This window comes from Metabacillus sp. GQ13, assembly GCF_059758525.1.
This window is the reverse complement of the sequence record NZ_JCAXET010000004.1, coordinates 290,839-310,605: the sequence shown is the minus strand read 5'-3', so window position 1 is coordinate 310,605 and position 19,767 is coordinate 290,839. Positions and strand designations below refer to the sequence as shown.

The window sequence follows — 19,767 nt, the reverse complement described above, 5'->3', positions numbered from 1 at the left end:
TCACGCAACCCGTTAGTAAACTTCCTTACTAGTTTCCAATCGTTCTATTGCAATTTTCTTTTCTAAAACGTCTTTTCTGATTTCATCCATATCCATTTCGTCTAAAGGACTAAAAATGTAATATTCATTATCAGCATTGGTAACCATTTGAAAAACAGCGAATAACTTCTGATCTCCACCGTATGTCAATACATCATTTTTGATTGGCTTCCCATTGTTATGTATTAATCGTCCTTGGGAGTGAATTTTTTCATCACTTTGAGGTGTATACTTATCCCCTTGAATAAACTCAGTTTGCTCGATTTCTTCTCCTATAAATCCCACTGGCTTTGGCAGTTCAGCTTGTGTCTCAATCTTCCCATAATTAAATAAAGCAATTGTTACGGCAACAACGGTCAGTATAACAAACAAGTTATTCTTCTTAACAAATTGAGCAAACATTTTTATTCCCCCTGTTACTTTCCTGTTTTTTTCATTTAATCGTAACATTTAACTAAACTAACATGAGCAAATTATCACAAATGGAGAGTTAACACTAATAATAATTAACTGTATAGAGCTTTATTTTAGAGCTTTCTTATTGAACAAGTTTGCTCCTTTAGTTCAACAAGAAAGTGCATCACCCTATCTTGAAGTAATGCACCCGTTACTTGAATAACCTTCATATAATTCATGTTAATTATGACTTCCTCTTTAATAGTTCTTCTAGTAAAATTCGCACCTTTTTAATTTCCTTATATATTGCAAAACTAGCACCTATTAATCCTCCAGTTAATGCAATTAATACTACTTCATTCATCTTTATCTATCTCCCCTTGAATCATCTATTTAATATAAGAAATTACGAGTAAATAGTTTCATATTTGTTATTTCACTTTACTGACCCTTTAGTGTCATCAATTGACCGAATATTCTAAATGTAATAGCAATAGTTTTACTCACCAATATCACCACACATTATTAAATCATAGCAATGGAAAAAATGGTGATACCATTTTTAAGTATTATACTTAATCGTTTCTTACATGTAAGTAAGAAAATTACTGTATGGGGAGTTCCCTCTCAAAAATTGCGATACCTCATTCATAGGTAAGGGGCTTTTACTTTTTACAGACTTATATACCGTGCTTGGGGTAGGTGAAGAATATGCTTCCATCCCAATATCATTTGCTATCAAGATAGCTCTTTTCATATGTAATGGGTCACTTACAATAGTAAATGTTTTAAGTCTGTTCATTGACGCAATTTCATAAGCATTTATAAGGTTTTCTTCTGTGATTTTCGACTTTGTTTCTATCAAAATATCTTTTTCTTCTACACCATTATCAATTGCATAATCCCTAGCAACTTCTGCTTCAGTAAAATCATCTTCATTTCCTTTACCACCAGTAAATATACCTTTTTTTACGTATCCATTCTTATAAAGCCATATAGAATGATTTATTCTCTCTCTTAATACTGGTGAAGGTTGATCTCCCCACACAGCTGCACCCAGTACAATGGCTGCATCAGACTGAACCAATTGATCCTCTTGACTAAAAGACCATATGCTTTATGCTGAATAAGCAATAATCATGAAAAATAATAATACTATGAGGAAACAGAATATACGTAACTTTTTGATTCTCATTCAACACATCCTACTTCTTATTTCTTTATCTTTAAACAAACGTACTGTTTGTTTATGATGTCTTCCTTCATATTCACTTTATCTTTCTAAGTGAATTTCACCAAACAGGCCTTTTAATTAAGAAGGCCTGATCCTTGTTCAGAATAAGTGCCCGTTTATCGAGTAACAAATTCAAATAATATTTAAGTCAGAGAATAAGAACATTAACACGATATATATGTGTGAACCGCTTTTAATTTTCTTCAAATACATTAATCTAGAAATGACTCTTAATTTGTCCGTTCGTTAAATTGTCGATGGTGAGGAAGCAGCTGCTTGATCAGCCTTCACACAATCAATCGCTACAACAAATGCGATAATGATGGACTCCATTTCTTCTTTCAATATTTGGACCTTGTAACTATCGCCCCAAGTGAACCACTCCTTGCTCACTTTTCCGATCACTTCACCATGCTGTAAGACTCGAAAATCCATATCCCACCAGTTACCCTGTACCTCAATACCTTCCGCATCAATCGTATAACGTGGTTTAAAGAAAGAAAACTCTTTCTTAATCGTTAACACTTCACGACCATTTACCTCAACGAAAAAAATCGGTAAAAAGCTAAACACCTTTTTCGTAATAAGCGCAACTTCATCTCTTGCTGTATTCATAATGGAGAATGTCTTTGGAATTTGCATAAAGCTGCCCTCCACATAAAAAACATCCTTCTCCTGCTGATCCTTCACCGTAAACTTGCCACTTAGACTGAATACCTTCTGTTTTATATAAAGTTGTTTCATACTACACTTCCTTCAAAATAGTATATTACTAAAATACCGTTATTTAAGTACATATTTTCATAAACCACTTATATATTAACATATATATACAAATTTCTTTATTAATGATCTTCTTCAATCTAGCCTGATTACGGAATATCCTTATATACCTTTTCCCAAAGGCTCTGTTACATTATATTGTTGATAAAAGAATCTACTATAGTCCTTTTATGACAGAATTTTGTTTTTGATGGAAGTAGGATTTGTGGTATAAAGAATATACGTCTTTGTCTTCGTCTTAATTACTACTCTATCAGTGGTTCCATATGGTGTGCCAATTCTAATAGCTTCTTTTTCCTCACCACCATACGTATCATCTAAAGATACCTCGATAATGTCAGATGTAGGAATTTCCACCTTCGATAATTGCCACTTAATAATAACTAAGTCATTTGCTTTTTTTACATTTATACCCAACATAAATTTCAACTCCTTATGGCCAAATATGAAAATACAATAATTTTCCCTATATACTTATACGGTATTACAGAGATAAAGTTTCGTTTAAACAGGTCCATTTGATCACATTTAGCATCCACATTTCTTCTAAAATCCTCACAAGCTTCTGGATCAGAATCGATCCCTGATAGAGTATAAAATGCCCCTTTTATGTTGCGAAATTCTTGCTTTGCATATTGGAAACCTGGTGTTCCTCCCAATTAGATATAGACGTACTTGCCTTTTTCATAGCAAAGATCACTATGTTTAACGACAATTTCTTTGTATGCAAGTAAACAAACGTTTCAGTTTCTTTAAACTTCAACTCTACTGTCCTGTTCGACTTTTCTCTCCTTACATGACTGCACTTTATCATCACCTAAAAAAAAAGAAGGTACATTGCGTTAGCATTTTACCTTCTTTTTCTGATTAAATATCCAATTAGTTTGATTTACCATTAATACATATTTTCACAAGCAATCACTTAACGTATTTAAACGATTTTGTAATCGTTTATAGCTCAATAAGAGAAACAGACCTGCTACTATTTGGTCTCTTGCTTATTATTTTTCAGGTTTAATATATGGGACGATTTGTGCAGTGGCACCGACTGATGCACCACGAATAATATCTTGGTTTTCCAAGGCTTTGAAATTTTTTGTTTGACCAGTGAGCATTACTCCTATCATTTTCACTTTATCAAATGGCTTATTTTTATTTGTAGTTAAAAATTTCTGGATTGTTTCGTTCTCACCACTAGCATCATATTCTTCTAGTGCTTTACTAAAGCTATTGTACGCCTCTTTCGGTGCATCAGATGGATCAAATCCATAAACCTGTGTACCAGAAGGTCCGTTACTTTCATCGACAATTGGTGATGTCATATGCAACCATACGATGTTTAAATTATCGGGTATTTTTGCCTGTATTTCTTGAAAGGTATATGGTTGATCGAAAGAAATGGCAACTTCTGCAACATGATTTTCCATTTGTGAAATTTCCCCTAGTTCGTTTGGTACTTCATTATAGTATTTTTGAATAGATGGATGATAAAATGTGGCAACTTTATTCTTTGTTTGTTTGTCATACTCATAAAATTCTGTATCAGACCAATGAAAGCCTGGTATTAATTCGTTGTGATCTACATTTGTACGAATCCAATCATACGAACTTGTGAGTGTGCTCCATCGAACTAAATAGCCATTAATATTTTTGGACCGATTCGTGATAATATTACCACCAAACATTGATGAACTACTTGTCACTTGAGAGTCAATTTGAATATTAGGTTCGGCAATGGCATTATGTAAGAAAAGTCTTTCGTGAAGTCTTGTAGAACTTTTTGCTGCAAAGAAATTGCCTGTTTTATAAAGGATTGGTAATAGAATTAATACGACAATAATTGAAGTCATAATGATTTTAAATAGCTGTTTTCGTTTAGCCTTTTTTAATGCTTTATTTAATGAATTATCCATTATTTTTTCCCTCCTATTTTTGAGTGGATAAATTTACGTGAACGATATAATTTTTGCTTGACCGTATCTACTCGAATATTCAAAATAAGGGCAATTTCCTCGTATGAAAAATCATAGTAATACTTTAAAAAGAAAATTTCTTTGTATTCCTTTTTGATGTCTTTTAATAAATAGAAAATCTCGTCCTTATTTAATATCGTGTCAAATTCGCAATCTAGGTGTTGGAGCTTTGAATAAATTTCCTCTGTTAAGTAAATGTTTTGCTGCTCTTTTTTTCGTTTCAAGTCAATATATTGGTTGAGTGATACTCTAAAAAACCAAGGACGTATATTGCTCTCTGTTAGGTCATCCAACAATGTATAGACTTTGTAAAAGGTATCTTGAATGATATCTTCTGCATCCTCTTTTTTGGATCCTCTCGCCAGTAATAAATCGAATACTTCCTCTCCTAAACCAATAAGATAGGAGGCGAGCGCATTTTCTTTTTTCATCTTTGATCCTCCCTATACTTATACAACGAATGAGCAATAATAAATGTATACATTAAAATTAATTTACTGATAAAGTTTTTTTTATATTAGCTGGCACTTTGTTACCGAAATTAATTTAGAATCAATAACTTTAATAACCTCCTACAAAATTAACAAGTAGGAGGTTGATCATTTCTTATTGAATTGAATCACGCCATTGTTTAAGTGTTTTCCTTCACAATCTTGGATTTCTCATTATTGAAAGGATTTGTTAAATTGTTTATTAACTAGTCTTATTTACAGTTTTATTTGTTAAGTTATTAAATATGAAACGTAAACAAAAATAGTACAATATTAAATTCCCAAAGAAACCCACGCTCATATACCAACCTGAAATTCCACCAGAGAATAGATTTGGAATAAAGAATCTGGTTCCATTTTCAATATATAAGGTTAAAAACGTAAATGGAAAACCATACGAATAAGCATATTTAGTTGTGTACAAATGGGTAGGAGACAAATCTGGAATTAACAATGATAAGAGTACAAACAAAATAACAGAAGTCCAGAGAATTTTTTTATTATAAACCTTATCCCAACCCCTATTCTTATAGAGAATAAACATTAAGATAAATGCACCTACTATTGCAGTCCAACCATATTTTTCAGCATTAACACCGATGCTTGATAGTGTAAGGTCGGTAATTCCTCCTAAAATTGTCAAAAATAAAAAAAAGAGAATAGTAAACCGTATAGATTCTAAAATTATTCTCACTTTCTCTCCTCCCTTATAATCTATAAAATATGGAATAAAAGAAATATTCTATTCTTACGGTCCCTACCACGTAAGCACATCGTAACCTGACTAAATTCCAAAAAAGGAAACTCATCCAATAGAAGTTTATTTGTATATCTCCTTTTATTTTATAAATAACTATATTCTGGAAGAAAATACAAATTCCTTCTTCATCTATACCCTTTAGCAGTTCATTAAGAAAGAGCATTACTTTACGATCTTTTACATATAACAAAAAAATTGCATAGTATCGTAATTTTTATTAATAAGTTATACCGGATTTTTTTATCTTTTGACTAACTAATTTTTTGCTTTCTAACAAAAGAAAATAACAGCCAACGCCAACAAAAGCGCCTATTGTATTTAAAATGACATCATCAATATCCGAACTTCTTCCCATACCTAAGTTAAACACAGAACCTAAAATAGTTTGTAAGAATTGTAGAACTTCAATTCCAATTGTACAAAGAAAAGAATACCCAATAGCTTGTTTATTACTCCTTCCCCAATTGAAGTAAAGTATACAAAATGCAAGTGGTGTAAGCATAATTAAATTTCCAATTACTTGAAATGATGCAGATGGATTATAACGTAGAACATCAACAATCCCTTTTAAGGGTACTAAATTTACAGAATGGACTATGTATCCTAGGTTTTCTAATTTGTAGTGTAAATTATCAAAAAAGAACATAAATTCAACCGTATTATGATACAATACGCAAAAATAAACGGAGAAAGAAATACCAATTAACCAATCACTTACATTTTGTAATCTTGTTCGTTTTAATAGGAATATCAGACAACCAGTGATAATAACAATATTCAGCAAAACTTGCAAAATGATAGGTATGTATAGATTCAAATAACCAAAATAAAAGATTAGATTTTGGCAGTAAAAAATAAATGGGACTCCTAATAGTATGTATTTCTTCATATTTTACCTCCTAATAAACTCATATTAAATTATAACAATTATTTCAATTATCGGGATCATTTTACAGTGATTTAGTTCATTAACTTCCATGAAAATAGCGTTTATTCTCTTAAACAAACGCATTTTAAAATCAATTTTTAATTTTCTTGGGGATATTTATATTGAAATTGGACTAAGTTCACTCCACATTTCAAATTTATTTCCGCAGAATATGAGTAACTGTTTAATGACTGTTACTGCTGACCTAGATGGTGATGGTATCTCAGAAGCTATATTATTTACGCTCACTGAAATGGACTAATCAAAATCTATTACATTAAAAAAGATTGTTTGCCTGAAGCGACTAATTAATACTGGGCCTCAAATATACTTTTAATACCATACTTTTTTAAAAAATATAACTTGAACGAATAATTATCCTTTAATTCAATGTTGAATAACAGAAACTATGGGATTAGCCGTTCCAATTCGCCTTGTTCATGAGTAATAAGTAATAATACCATCAAAAGGGGGAATTACTTATGTGTTCAAGATGCGGTCAATGTCAAAATCAATGTTGTTGCCCTTGCCCTAATCCATTTGATCAAGTCAGAAGGCTATTTACAGGATGCGAACTATTAAGGGTTACAGAGTTTACTAATGAGTTTTTCAAAAAATTCGGAAGGTTACCTACATGTGATGAAAGAAGATGTATTGAGGAAAGTTGCAGAGGCATTTTAGATATAAATTCGATAAAATTATTTTCCAAAACTAGGACATACTAAAGTTGCTAATTTTGATGAATTGTACTAATTAAACACTGGAAAAGGATCTTCGATTGAAGATCTTTTTTACTGCTTGTAAAAGTAGTCGAGTAGAAAGGAACCTCACAGAAACTGCTTGCCCTATTAATACAAACTGCTCCTCCTAGTTAGGATTTCCTTTGACTTCAACTATTGTGCTATTAATATAGCAAGTATCTGAATTTGTTTACAACTTAGAGGTATTAACTGTGATGCAATAATAGTTGTATTACTCTACAAGAGAGCATCTGAATCTATCCATGATTATATGAATATCTTTATTTCAATTAATCTTCAACCATTTGGCTTCCGACCCGACTAATTTAGGTCCGAATCATAAGCTATTACTCGTTCTAGTATTTTTTTAGTTGAAATCGTTCCTGCTACTATAGTTTCAATTCCATCAACCATTCCTTTAGAAAAGGATTATCTATAGGAGCGTCAATTGGTTTAACTCCAAGTGCAATAAGATGACTTAAATAATCGATTGAGGCAACTACAACCCTTTTTGCCTCAATCGGAAAGTTAATTTCTCCATAAAATTCACTATAAAGCTTCGTTTCTGAGGATATCAAATCTGTTTTAATTTTTAAAATTCCTCATGATGAAACAAAATGTTTCGTTCTTTTCGTTCACTATGAAATCAATCCATTTGGAATTGAGCATTATGAAGCCTGCTGTAGGTACCGCCAGCCTTAATTAATTCTCTATGTGTGCCTTGTTCCTTTATCCCTTCTTCTGTGATAACGAAGATGCGATCTGCATTTTTAATCGTTGCCAGGCGATGAGCGATTACAAGGGTGGTTCTACCCTCTGACAAATTATTTAATGCATTTTGAATAGATGACTCGGTTTCAGTATCCAAAGCGGATGTAGCTTCATCAAGAATAAGTATTGAAGGGTTTTTCAAAAACATCCTAGCAATTGACACTCTTTGCTTTTGACCACCAGATAATTTGACCCCTCGCTCACCGATTAATGTATTTAGTCCATTTGGTAGACTCAGTATTATTTCTTCAAGTTGAGCCTGTCTCGCTGCTTCCCAAATTTCGTCCTCTGTTGCATACAGCTTTCCATAAGCAATATTTTCACGAAGTGTTCCATCAAAAAGAAAAACATCCTGTTGCACAATTCCAATATGCTGACGTAATGATTGAAGTGACATCTCCTTAATATTTATGCCATCAATCTTTATTTTTCCTGAATCAATATCATAAAATCTAGGGAGCAAACTGCAAATTGTCGTTTTTCCAGCTCCAGATGGGCCAACAAGTGCGATTGTTTCGCCACTATTCACATGGAAACTAATTTTATTTAGTACATTGTCCTTTCCTTCATAACTGAATGTTACATCATTGTATTCAATAACACCGTTTATCTGTTTAACGTCAATTGCATTTGGAATATCTTTTTCATCAGGAGCAGTATTAAGTAGCTCTAAATAGCGCCGAAAACCAGCTACTCCTTTTGGATAGGTTTCAATTACAGAGTTAATTTGATTTATAGGAGTAAGGAAAACATTTGAAAGAAGTACAAACGCCATAAATTCTCCAAAAGTCATTTGTCCGTCAATGACAAACCATGTACCACAACATAGGACAAACAATGAAATAACTTTCATCAATAAGTGACTAATAGATGAGTTCCACGCCATTACCTTATAAGCAACAAGCTTTGTTAGACGGAACCTACCATTATTAATTGCGAATTGCTCCTTTTCATAATTTTCATTAGCAAATGCTTTTACAACACGTATGCCGCTTACATTATTTTCAACTCTTGCATTAAAATCGGCAATATCTGTGAACATTTGAGTAAATGTAATCGACATTTTCTTACTAAAATAAATAGATAAACATATTAAAAATGGAATAATAATAAATGTCAATAAAGCAAGTTTCCAATTAATTGATAGCATGAGGCCAAAAGCCCCAATCAGAGTCATTACTGCGATAAATAAATCCTCAGGACCATGATGGGCAATCTCTCCTATATCCATTAAATCATTCGTCATTCTTGAAACGAGATGACCTGTCTTGTTATTATCAAAATAACGATAGGAAAGCTTCTGAACATGATCAAATAATTTTTTCCTCATATCTGTTTCAATATTAATTCCAAGCATATGCCCCCAGTAAGTAACAACGTAATGTAGGATAGCAGTCAATGCATAAATTCCTAGCAAACCGACACATGCCCAAATAATGAAAGTCCAATTACTCGTTGGTAATAAATCATCAATGACCTTATTAATTGCTAATGGAAAAGCTAGCTCTAATAATGCAGCCATTATTGCACAAGTAAAATCAATCGTAAATAGCAATTTATACGGTCTGTAATATAAAAAAAACTGTCTTAACATATTGATCCAATCCCCTCCTTTTTAGTAGTTAGTAGTAAGTAGATTTAAAATGATAGCTACAATTCAAGCTAGAATTTCCGAAGACTGAATAATCGCGAGTCTACTAGTATCAGCAAGTAATTCACTGGCAAGAGCAAAATTTAAAATGTAAACAATAATGAATATCATTCTCATTGGTATCTCAAAAAAATCTAGTCCTGAAAATATTTACTTTAATTAACCAACATCAGCATCAATTAAGGCAGTTTTTAATCAAACCAGATTATAAAAAACCTACCAAACGCATGGTATAAGTTAATTTCTAAATAATAAATTTTTATGTGAAAAAACATGTGTCTGATTCAAACCTGCTAGTGATTAAGAGGCATATTATATTTGCAACTAAAAGAAAATTGACACAGACTTTGCGAAAATCTGTGTCAACAGCATAGATTTAAGATTTAACATGATTGGGTTAACAAGACTACGTCAATTTATTTAAATAAGTCAGGATACATTTCCTTAGCTAATAGTTCCATTCCATCAATTGAGTTATATCCATATCCAAACATATAATTATAATCAACTGCATATATTTGCTTGTTTTTAATTGCTTTCATACTTGAAAGTTTTGGATTAGAATAAAGACCTTCTTTCACTTTGTCAGCATTGGCAGGATCTTTATCTGTCCACATCGGGATAATTAATACTTCTGGATCAGCTTCAATTAACACCTCAACACTAATTTCTCCAGACTCATCTTTGAACACGTTATCTAGTTTAATCATATTAAATACATCATTAAAGAATGTTTCACCATGAGCAGAATAAACACTAAATTCATTCGGGTCGGACATATGTAAATAAGCAAATTTTTTGTTTTGCGTAATACTTGATAAATTTGAAGTAATCTTTTCTTCCTTATCCTTTAACTTTCCAACAAAACTTTCTGCTTTATCCTCTACATTAAAAATTTCTCCTAATTTTTCAATATCTTTATAAATAGAATCATAGGTTGCTCCAGTAACAGAAGATTCAAGGACATATGTATTGATTCCCATTTCGTTAATTGTATCCACTGTCCCTACTCCCCAATCAGCATTGTCAAATAGACCTCCTCGTCCATAGACTAAATCTGGGTCAGTACCTAATGTAATCTCTTTTCCAACATAACTATCACTTAATATATTTAATTTAGCGTACTTTTCCTCTACCTCCATATCAGGTGCCCCAAAACTTCCTCCTACACCAACAATTTTGTCACCTAATCCTAAATGCAATAACAACTCTGCTGCTGGCCTTGTAGTTGCCATGATTCTTTCAGGTGCTTTATCAAATATTTGTTCTTTCTTTTCCCAAGTAGTTCCGCCTTCTGCTTTTGTGTAGTTTTGTACTGTCAGAGGGTAATGCTTTTTAGTTTGCTCTTTCTCTGCAGCTGCATTTTGTGTAGAACTGCCACATGCGCTTAACGCCAGCATAGCTGTCAATCCTAATCCAAGTAATAATTTCTTTTTCAATTTTGTAGCCTCCTATTTTTATATTTGGTATGCAAAACCTAATCCATTTGTAATTGGGTTAAGATATGTTTGACATTTTATTTGATATAACGCTTCAATCGTTTCAGGTGTTAATACCTCAGCAGGTGTACCATGTGCATATACTTCACCATTTTTTAAGGCATAAAGATAATCACAGTAATGCGCTGCCATTTCCAAATCATGAAGCGCTGCCAACACACCAATCTTTAATTCCTTAACACATGATAGTATTTCAATCTGATAACGAATATCTAAGTGGTTTGTCGGTTCATCCAAAATCATAAATTTTGGTTGCTGAGCAATTGTTCTTGCTAGTATAACCCTTTGTTTTTCACCACCAGATAGTGATAAGTAACTACGATTTTTATACTCTTGTAAATTTGTTCGTGATAAAGCTTCTTCGACAATCTCAATATCTGACTGTTTATCAGACTCTAGCATTTTTTTATGTGGTGTTCTTCCTAACAACACCATTTGATGCACAGTCAAATCAAAATTCATTTCATTAAATTGACCAACAACACCCAGTTGTTGAGAAATCCTTTTTTGTGATGCTTTTAAAACATTTAGATCGTCTAACATTACGGTCCCTTTATGAGGAATTAAACTTTTATAGATACTCTTTAATAGAGTCGACTTACCACAGCCATTAGGTCCAATAAGACCGACAAATTGTTGTTTTTTAACTAGAATTGAAATATTTTTAACAATTTCTTTTTTACCTATCCTTGCTTCTATATCGTTAACAACCAATTCCATATCCTATCCTCCAAAATTGTAGCCCTTTTTGACAATCATATAGATGAATAGCGGAGAGCCAATGACAGATGTAATGATTCCAATAGGCAATTCAACATTATGTATTAATGTTCTTGACAAAATATCTGCCCAAATTAAAAACAAACCGCCTACGAGAAATGTTCCTAGCATTAACCGCTTATGGTCAGCGCCAAAAATACCTCTACATATATGAGGGATGATAAGACCGACGAAGCCAATCATTCCTGCATATGCAACCATTGTTCCAGTAATAAGGGCAGTGGCAATCATATAAAGTTTCCGGTAGGCACTTAAATTAATTCCGAGTGTAATCGCAGACTCATCCCCTAATAGCATTGTATTCAACACACGATGTTGAAAAAGAAACATAAAACTTCCAAGCGAAATGACTCCTGCCATGATCGGAATTTTCGCCCAACTTGATGATGCTAAACTTCCCATAGACCAAAAAGTAACCGTTTTGATTCCCTCGGCATCATTGGCAAAATAGATAATAAGGCTAGAAAAGGAACCACATAGTGAACCAATCACAACCCCGGATAAAACGAGTTTTACGGCTGTTGCCTTACCACCTATGCTCGATAATATCAGCACACCGATGGTCGTAATCATAGCACCGACAAAGGCTCCAAATGCTACACCAAATTGAGATAAAATAGTACCACTTCCAAATCCAATAAGAATAGCAAATGTTGCTCCTAATGAAGCCCCAGATGAAATACCAAGAATAAATGGATCTGCAAGAGGGTTTTGTACAACAGCTTGCATGACAACCCCACACAATGAGAGTCCAATACCAATAAGCAAAGCGAAAATAACTCGAGGCATTCTCACTTGTAAAATAATATTCAAGTAAGATTCACTATCAAGATTATTAAGAGATCCAACCTTACCGTTTGTAATCGTATGCAAAATAATTTCCAGAGATTGATTAAAAGGAATTTGAACCTGCCCAACCGATACTGAATAAATAGTTGATACAAAAATGGCAAAAAACAACAGAAAAATTGTTGGATAATAGAAATTCCTTGGCCATACTTTATCAGTATTCATATTAGTAATAAATTCACCTCCAATTATTTATATATTTGATAATAATTATCATTGATAACGATTATCATTATCAAATATATTAATCAATTAATAACTAAAAAACAATATATATTTTTTTGAAAATTATTAAAATATTCCTAAAAAGTTGAAATTAAAAAATGAAATTAAAAAATGAAATTAAAAGAATTTCCAGACATTTAAATACAATTAAAAAAACGCCTCACTCCTGTAATATCAAGAATTAAGACGATTTTATCTACTTAGATTTAGACTATAAGATGATCAAGAAATTCAAATCTATTATTCTTAGTAATTTTCATTTAGTTCCACCTCTGTAATTGAACATTCCCTTTCAAACTCTACTGCAATATTAGTACAATAACATACAAAAAAAGGCACTTTTCCTTCTTCAAGAAAAACTACCTGTTAGCCATCCATGCGCACAAAATCAGTGGTGCACCACAGAGAATGAAAATATACTAAGTTGTCTATACTGGATCTTAATCCAGTCAACCAATCCATAGTTAAATGTAATTCGGCTCTCTATTTTTAAAACGAATGAGATGGGTCTTTTTTGTTATTGTCTTTTTTTGTAATTAGAGAAGTTTATTTTCATGGTAGTTTAAGTACATTATTTCACAATCTAATAACAATACAGCAAGAGATGATCTTTCTGGATTCTCTTTTTTTCATGACGTAGAATAATATTTGATGGTGGTTGTCATGCGTAAATATTTCCTTCTTTGTCCTGCATTTTTTTGTTATTTAGTTTTCTTCCCTTCATGAAAATCCTCCCATAGTGAGCCGATGTATTTTTCTAATGCTTTGACAATGTCACCTCTTTGGCTCTCTTTGATATTTACAATGTCATTTGCTATATCATTTCTGACTCGTATAAGCACAAATAAAGGAGGTAAGTCGGTCTCGCCGGAAAGCCTTAATCATGGATTCTTCTTGTGGTGTAATATCCATAATGTATTTCCCTTCCTTTCAAATTAGATTTTACATAATACCATTCACCTTTAGGACATTAGGAACTTGGTACGCCATGAATCGAACGATGCGCTTCCAGGCATGGCAGCGATCCAGACGTTTTAATTTGCCCACAAATTTTATGATTGTTTCTTTATTGGCATCTGGGGCAGTATCACGATCTACTTCTTCCACATTTTATAAATGTATAAGTGTGGGTATACTCTTGAACTTTTGTATTTAGCTGCTAATCCTACACACAACAAATCAACTCCTTATTTTTAAGAATACTTTCAATATTATAATTCGCTAAAGTAACGGGAAAAACCTTGTTAAATAAAAGGGCCATTTAGTTCAACATGATCCCACGGAATCAGGTGTATACTCTATACAAATCTAATTAACAAAATGGTAAGTTATTTGAATTAAAAAAGGATTTTCAATTCAAATTGAGATCCTTTTTTGCTTCTTGCCTTGTTAAAGTAATGCACCCTTTAATTGAAGAAAAAAATATCAATTTGCTGGTTTGATACATCACGATTTAGTATTTATTTATTTTTAAGATTTTCCATTTCCTTTTCTAAATTTTCAACCCTTCTCTTTAAATCAATATTTTCTTCTACTTTATTCTCACCATTAAATTGGCTTTTTTAATGATTACTACTATACCAACTACCACAGCAACAGCTAGCAATGAAATAAATAACAAAATTGCTATTATCATAAAAGCTGATGAAGACATTTCCTCACTCCTTTTCATTTTTAAACCTATATATTTAACTAATAAAAAAGGCAAAAAAAGTTCTCTTAAACAAACGCACTTGTAGAACTAAGTTGCCAAGTTAGCAGAATAAGAGAAATATCTTCTTGTGCAATCGCACCCGTTACTTTAAGTACACCTTTTCACAATCTTTGAATTATAAAAAGAATTATGTTCATTAGTAATGATTACACTAAACTTAATTTATCAATTGCCTGCTTTTCATCAGGAAGGAAAAATATATCTTTCCCTTTGTTACTCTCATAGATAAAGGCTTTCAAACTCTTACTTGAATATACAGAAAAGTCCCCTACAACGGCTATTTTCACATGATAATTAATATACTTTTGTAATACTTCTCCTGCAAGTTTCGTACTTAATTGGAAAAAGTCCTCACATATTGCCGATTTATTCAAAATTATACGATTACAGCCAGTTTCATACTGTATTGTCGCCATAAAATCCAATGCCGTCTGAACATCTTTTATTTGTATCTCGCTACTACTTATAACAGCAATTTCTATATTATTCTGCTTAACGGTATGTATTTTCATAATAGTCCTCCATTTCGGTAATTGAGTTTGTTGCACAATAATTAATACTCTGCATTTGTTTTATTAACTGGAACATTTATACGTCTAATTAAATTATACAGTAGATAAACATTCCTATTGTGACTTCTTATTGAACTAACCTGCCCGATAGTTCAATAAGAAAGTACATTACCCCTTCTGAAGGGTACCCGTTACTACGATAAAAACCTTACTTTATTTTATCCTCTAAATCCTTAATTCTTTTTTCCAATTTCTTATTTTTAATAGCAACATCCACAGCAACACCAACAGCTATGGACATTGCAAACCATGAAAATAACTAGTCCAACAATAAAACCTCCTCTACTCAGCTAAACTGCGATGATAGTTGAATAGTCTCTTCCGTTTCAATTTCGAGAATCGAGTCAATAATTCCTTTAAAAAAGAAATTTTAAGGGAGAGATATATTTTGTTATTATCACAAGCATGGGAAACGTATGAATTGGATAAGCGAATCGAAGGATTCTCGCCACAAACATTAAAAGCGTATCAACTTCAAGTTAACTTACTAATTCGTCATTTTGGAGATGTAGAAATCGATTCAATTACAACAGAACAATTAAAAAATTACTTTTCTAAATCTAGCAAAACATTAAAACCTTCCTCATTAGCCCATCGTATTCGTTCAATGAAATCACTGCTTCGTTGGTCAAATGAAGAAGGACATATTAGTAAGAACCCGTCAGCTAAAATTAAAGAACCAAAGGTAGGAAAACGAATCCAAAGTTTTTAACAGATAGGGAGATTGAACATCTTCGCGAAGCCTGTTATACGCGTTTGGAAAAAGCTCTGTTCGAGTTCATGTTTTCTACAGGATGTAGGATTAGAGAGATAGTAACACTTGATAAGAATAACATTAATTGGTCTAATCATTCTGCCATTGTTAGGGGTAAAGGTGACAAGGAAAGAGAAGTTTATTTTAATAATCGCTGCGATATTTGGCTTAAACGATACATAGAAAATCGAGAGGATAATGATGCAGCTATCTTTGTAACAGAAAGACATCCTCACCGAATGAGCAAAGCACAAATGAGATATATCATTAAACGTATATCCAAACGAGCCGGTATTAATAAAGAAATCCATCCCCATCAACTAAGACACAGCTATGCAACTCACTTATTAAATAATGGTGCCCCCATTGAAGTGATACAGAGTTTAATGGGACATGAGAAAAGTGAAACAACTCGAATATATGCTGAATTAAGTGGTAGGCTTAGGAAGGAACTTTATCAGAAGTATTTCTAATAAACTATATAGGAGCAACGTGTTTAGATTACGACGTTGCTCCATTCAACTCTTGCACCCGTTAGTTATACATAAGACTTACACAATAATTGCATATTATATAAATGATGTGACAATAAGTCATTATTTCTTCCCTTTTCGTTCTAAAAGTATAGGTGCTATATTTAGTAAGATAGAAACAATTGTCAAAAACCATAATGCCCTTTCCATACCAGGTACTACATCCATTAAAGCTGCCCAATCTTCCACTTCTACCCACACCGATACAAGACTGTATTCTGCACAAAGTGTTAATGCTGTAAATGATAATCCCATGGCCATAGCAAGCTTATAATCCTTTCCTGCTTTATACATATAAAGATTTATAAAAGTTACTACTATTGCAATAACCCCTAATATTACCCACATAACTATACCTCCATATATTTTTATTTATGTCGTGTAATAATACTAATGTGCATCATCTCAATTTTTTGCATTACTTTTTTATTAGACACTAATACGTTAAATCTTATTTTATAGTAAATGCTCCTCCTTTTGTGATTTCTTATTGAACAAACCTGCCCCCTTTAGTTGAATAATGATCAAGAAAAAGGGATGCCGTAGCAACCCTTTATTTTCTTTAACTCTTGCACCCGATAGTGAAAAAAATTATATTTTTACCGTACAAATTTTATAGTTGATATGACCATTAATTTCAGTTATTCCTGTACAGACACCCATTTGCAAATTGTTATATATCGTCCAAAGAGGCAAATGTTCTTTCGTTCATTTATTTCGCCTCAAAGTTCTAGGGGATTACTCACCTACCATACCGTCGTTATCACGATCGTCCATATATGGGTATAACCAATGATCACTCGTTATTGGCATACTAAAACCTGCTGCTTTTGCTTCTTTAAGCGTCACCTGTCCATTACCGTTTGTATCAACACTAGAAATATCACCGCTTATGTTTGAACCAGTTGTTTCAGTTGGCTCACTGCCCGTTAAACCGAGTGATTCGTTTTCTTCATCCGGGTTCTCATTATCAAATGTATCAACGATCTCAGTACCCATTAAAGTATATTGTACATCTAAATTTATCGGGATAAAAACATAAAAAATTATATTATCTATACTTGTACACATTTTTTCCCGAATTATATGGGAGAAATTAAGCAGAATTATTGTATAGAGATAATAAGATTATTTAATTTTAAGTTAAAAAGATAAGAGCCTTACTACAAATAAGTTTGTAGTAAGGCTGTTTAAAGTTGTTGTAAATTCTATTCATCTGTTTACATAATCCTTGAAAAATGAATAATAAAGTTGTTTACTTCTTGTTGAACTAACGCACCCTTTACTTTAAGTATATTTATTCACAAATTATCTCTCTAAAAGTTTTATTTATTTATAATTATTGATAATTTGTAATTCACATACGAACTCAAACCCACTAAGAACTCATCTAATACATGAGTGGAGGGGAATTTACATTCTAAAAGGTAGCAACTATCCCCACTAATTTTATAGTTATTTATTACATACTCTTTTTGTGCATTTAAGTATGTCAAATAAGGTTCATGATGCGGGCTATTTGTAATAATACTTATCATCGCGTGAATTGAATAGCCCAGCTTTACTTGATTAATTTTAATGGTATATCCTTTAATGATTCCGTTTTCCTCTAACTTTGCCACCCTAGCTGAAGTAGCTGGTCCAGTTAAGTGGACTTTCTCGCCTAATTCTTTCATTGTTATCCGACTGTTTTTGGATAGTTCATCTAGGATATGCAGATCCGTGTTATCTAACATCTATCTAACTCCTTCATAAATAAAGTCAAACGACCGAAACACTTTATTTAAGCCATGTATCAGTTCTTAACCATAGTATAGAATATATAATGTTCAAAGGAAATTATTAAGCAAAAGGAGATTTAAACATGAATATACATCAAATTCGTAACGCAACAATCGTTTTGGAATACGCAGGGAAAAAGTTTTTAATCGATCCAATGTTAGCTGAAAAAGGTACTTACCCACCTTTTCCAAATTCACCAAGGCAAGACCAAAATAACCCTTTGGTAAGTTTGCCAACATCCATTGACGATGTTATTAAAGGTATAGATGCAGTTATTGTTACTCATTTGCACTATGATCATTGGGATGATGCTGCTAAGGAAGCTTTACCAAAAGAGATCAAAATATTTGCCCAAAATGAAGAAGATGCGATAGAAATTCGAAACGCTGGCTTCCAAAGTGTAGAGGTTTTACAGGAGAATACAGAGTTCGAAGGAATTCAGCTAGTGAAAACAAAAGGTGAGCATGGAAGAGGCGAAATCTTAAAACTTGCTGGTCAAGTATGTGGGGTTGTCTTCAAACACCCAACGGAGAAAACATTATATGTTGCGGGAGATACTGTTTGGTATGAAGAAGTACAAAAAGTAATGGAGACTAACAAACCAAAAGTAATTGTTGTAAATGCAGGGGATAACCAATTCTTCCAAGGTGGTTCCCTAGTGATGGGGAAAGATGATGTCTATGAAGTGTATAAAGCTGCTCCAGAAGCAAAAATCATTTGCGTGCACATGGAAGCTGTTAACCACTGGTCTCTATCTAGAGAGGAACTAAAAAGCTATACTAAAGAAAAAGAAATCGAATCTAATGTGCTAGTACCAAATGACGGAGAATCATACACATTTTAAATAATATTGGACGATTATGAAGGAGTGATAGTTGTGTCGGTTGAGGCAAACAAGGAATTGGTCCGTCGCTTTTATGAAACCATCGAACAAGAAAATTATGAGGCACTTAAAGATTATTGCCATGAGAACTTTGTATTCTATCCACAACTGGATACACCTTTTCCTGGTTTAGAAGGACTTGTAGAATCAGAGAAAAAAAACTTTGATGCATTCCCTGGCTTTAAAATGCCTATTCAATCCCTAATAGCTGAAGGTGATCAAGTAGCAGCATATCTCATCTTTGAAGGAACTCATACAGGTATCCCGTTGTTGGGTGTTCCTGCTACTGGAAAAACCGTTAGATTCTCTCTTATGATGAAGTTACGAATTGAAGATGGTAAAATCATTGAGAAAAGATCACATGTTGATGTAAATGATGTTCTTCGACAGCTTAAAGATTAATTTTTTTA

At 32.7% G+C, this 19,767-nt stretch carries 19 protein-coding genes and 3 pseudogenes; 4 read left to right on the top strand and 18 right to left on the bottom strand.

The annotated features are described in order from the left end of the window. Nucleotides 1–12: 12 nt before the first annotated feature. The 8 genes and pseudogenes from AC6CHR_RS06920 to AC6CHR_RS06885 all read right to left on the bottom strand — a co-directional run bounded on the left by AC6CHR_RS06920 (nt 13) and on the right by AC6CHR_RS06885 (nt 6,565). Nucleotides 13–441 carry a hypothetical protein gene (locus tag AC6CHR_RS06920; RefSeq protein WP_498247816.1) on the bottom strand — a complete coding sequence of 143 codons (429 nt, stop codon included), beginning with the start codon at nt 439–441 and terminating at the stop codon, nt 13–15. Nucleotides 442–1,021: 580 nt separating this feature from the next. Continuing rightward, nucleotides 1,022–1,630: pseudogene (locus tag AC6CHR_RS06915) on the bottom strand (YdcF family protein). 285 nt (nt 1,631–1,915) lie between these two features. After that, entirely contained in the window at nt 1,916–2,413 is a 498-nt protein-coding gene (locus tag AC6CHR_RS06910) for an LURP-one-related/scramblase family protein (protein ID WP_498247815.1), read from the bottom strand. 207 nt (nt 2,414–2,620) lie between these two features. Further along, nucleotides 2,621–2,872, bottom strand: coding sequence for a SunI/YnzG family protein (locus tag AC6CHR_RS06905; RefSeq protein WP_498247814.1), 252 nt, complete (start codon nt 2,870–2,872; stop codon nt 2,621–2,623). Nucleotides 2,873–3,453: 581 nt separating this feature from the next. Further along, entirely contained in the window at nt 3,454–4,365 is a 912-nt protein-coding gene (locus AC6CHR_RS06900; protein ID WP_498247812.1) for a sigma factor regulator N-terminal domain-containing protein, read from the bottom strand. Then, complete coding sequence (locus AC6CHR_RS06895; protein WP_498247811.1) at nt 4,365–4,856, bottom strand: RNA polymerase sigma factor; 492 nt, start codon at nt 4,854–4,856, stop codon at nt 4,365–4,367. The genes AC6CHR_RS06900 and AC6CHR_RS06895 overlap by 1 nt, the downstream gene beginning before the upstream one ends. 262 nt (nt 4,857–5,118) lie before the next feature. Then, nucleotides 5,119–5,610, bottom strand: a complete 492-nt coding sequence (locus AC6CHR_RS06890) for a hypothetical protein (RefSeq protein ID WP_498247810.1) — start codon at nt 5,608–5,610, stop codon at nt 5,119–5,121. A gap of 283 nt (nt 5,611–5,893) precedes the next feature. Then, on the bottom strand, nt 5,894–6,565 hold the full coding sequence (locus AC6CHR_RS06885) for a VanZ family protein (protein WP_498247809.1): 672 nt from the start codon (nt 6,563–6,565) through the stop codon (nt 5,894–5,896). A gap of 88 nt (nt 6,566–6,653) precedes the next feature. Here AC6CHR_RS06885 and AC6CHR_RS06880 point away from each other — a divergent pair, with 88 nt between their 5' ends. Then, nucleotides 6,654–6,866: a hypothetical protein gene (locus AC6CHR_RS06880; protein ID WP_498247808.1), complete on the top strand. Its 213-nt coding sequence runs from the start codon at nt 6,654–6,656 to the stop codon at nt 6,864–6,866. Between the two features lie 867 nt (nt 6,867–7,733). Here the strand turns inward: AC6CHR_RS06880 and AC6CHR_RS06875 are convergent. From AC6CHR_RS06875 to AC6CHR_RS06845, 7 genes are all read right to left on the bottom strand, one after another. Beyond that, nucleotides 7,734–7,922, bottom strand: a complete 189-nt coding sequence (locus AC6CHR_RS06875) for a hypothetical protein (protein WP_498247807.1) — start codon at nt 7,920–7,922, stop codon at nt 7,734–7,736. Nucleotides 7,923–7,990: 68 nt separating this feature from the next. Then, the gene (locus AC6CHR_RS06870; RefSeq protein ID WP_498247806.1) at nt 7,991–9,709 is read right to left on the bottom strand and encodes an ABC transporter ATP-binding protein; all 1,719 of its coding nucleotides are present in this window, start codon (nt 9,707–9,709) and stop codon (nt 7,991–7,993) included. 473 nt (nt 9,710–10,182) lie between these two features. Further along, nucleotides 10,183–11,205, bottom strand: a complete 1,023-nt coding sequence (locus tag AC6CHR_RS06865) for an ABC transporter substrate-binding protein (RefSeq protein WP_498247804.1) — start codon at nt 11,203–11,205, stop codon at nt 10,183–10,185. An 18-nt stretch (nt 11,206–11,223) separates the two neighbouring features. Next, nucleotides 11,224–11,985 carry an ABC transporter ATP-binding protein gene (locus tag AC6CHR_RS06860; protein ID WP_498247803.1) on the bottom strand — a complete coding sequence of 254 codons (762 nt, stop codon included), beginning with the start codon at nt 11,983–11,985 and terminating at the stop codon, nt 11,224–11,226. 3 nt (nt 11,986–11,988) lie between these two features. After that, on the bottom strand, nt 11,989–13,059 hold the full coding sequence (locus AC6CHR_RS06855) for a FecCD family ABC transporter permease (RefSeq protein ID WP_498247802.1): 1,071 nt from the start codon (nt 13,057–13,059) through the stop codon (nt 11,989–11,991). Between the two features lie 1,591 nt (nt 13,060–14,650). Then, nucleotides 14,651–14,773 (bottom strand): hypothetical protein, encoded by a 123-nt coding sequence (locus AC6CHR_RS06850; RefSeq protein ID WP_498247801.1) that lies wholly within the window; start codon nt 14,771–14,773, stop codon nt 14,651–14,653. Nucleotides 14,774–14,979: 206 nt separating this feature from the next. Beyond that, nucleotides 14,980–15,345 carry a DUF4180 domain-containing protein gene (locus tag AC6CHR_RS06845; RefSeq protein WP_498247800.1) on the bottom strand — a complete coding sequence of 122 codons (366 nt, stop codon included), beginning with the start codon at nt 15,343–15,345 and terminating at the stop codon, nt 14,980–14,982. Nucleotides 15,346–15,793: 448 nt separating this feature from the next. On the opposite strand from AC6CHR_RS06845, the pseudogene AC6CHR_RS06840 reads away from it, so the two are divergent. After that, nucleotides 15,794–16,632: pseudogene (locus tag AC6CHR_RS06840) on the top strand (tyrosine-type recombinase/integrase). Between the two features lie 123 nt (nt 16,633–16,755). Here AC6CHR_RS06840 and AC6CHR_RS06835 read toward each other — a convergent pair. From AC6CHR_RS06835 to AC6CHR_RS06825, 3 genes and pseudogenes are all read right to left on the bottom strand, one after another. Next, nucleotides 16,756–17,040: a hypothetical protein gene (locus tag AC6CHR_RS06835; RefSeq protein WP_066333977.1), complete on the bottom strand. Its 285-nt coding sequence runs from the start codon at nt 17,038–17,040 to the stop codon at nt 16,756–16,758. A gap of 390 nt (nt 17,041–17,430) precedes the next feature. Continuing rightward, a pseudogene (locus tag AC6CHR_RS06830) lies at nt 17,431–17,703 on the bottom strand (DNA/RNA non-specific endonuclease); the annotation flags it as partial. 314 nt (nt 17,704–18,017) lie between these two features. Further along, nucleotides 18,018–18,428, bottom strand: a complete 411-nt coding sequence (locus AC6CHR_RS06825) for an Lrp/AsnC family transcriptional regulator (protein WP_498247799.1) — start codon at nt 18,426–18,428, stop codon at nt 18,018–18,020. Between the two features lie 128 nt (nt 18,429–18,556). On the opposite strand from AC6CHR_RS06825, the gene AC6CHR_RS06820 reads away from it, so the two are divergent. After that, entirely contained in the window at nt 18,557–19,318 is a 762-nt protein-coding gene (locus AC6CHR_RS06820; RefSeq protein ID WP_498247798.1) for an MBL fold metallo-hydrolase, read from the top strand. Between the two features lie 33 nt (nt 19,319–19,351). Beyond that, nucleotides 19,352–19,759, top strand: a complete 408-nt coding sequence (locus AC6CHR_RS06815) for an ester cyclase (RefSeq protein ID WP_498247797.1) — start codon at nt 19,352–19,354, stop codon at nt 19,757–19,759. Nucleotides 19,760–19,767: the final 8 nt, after the last annotated feature.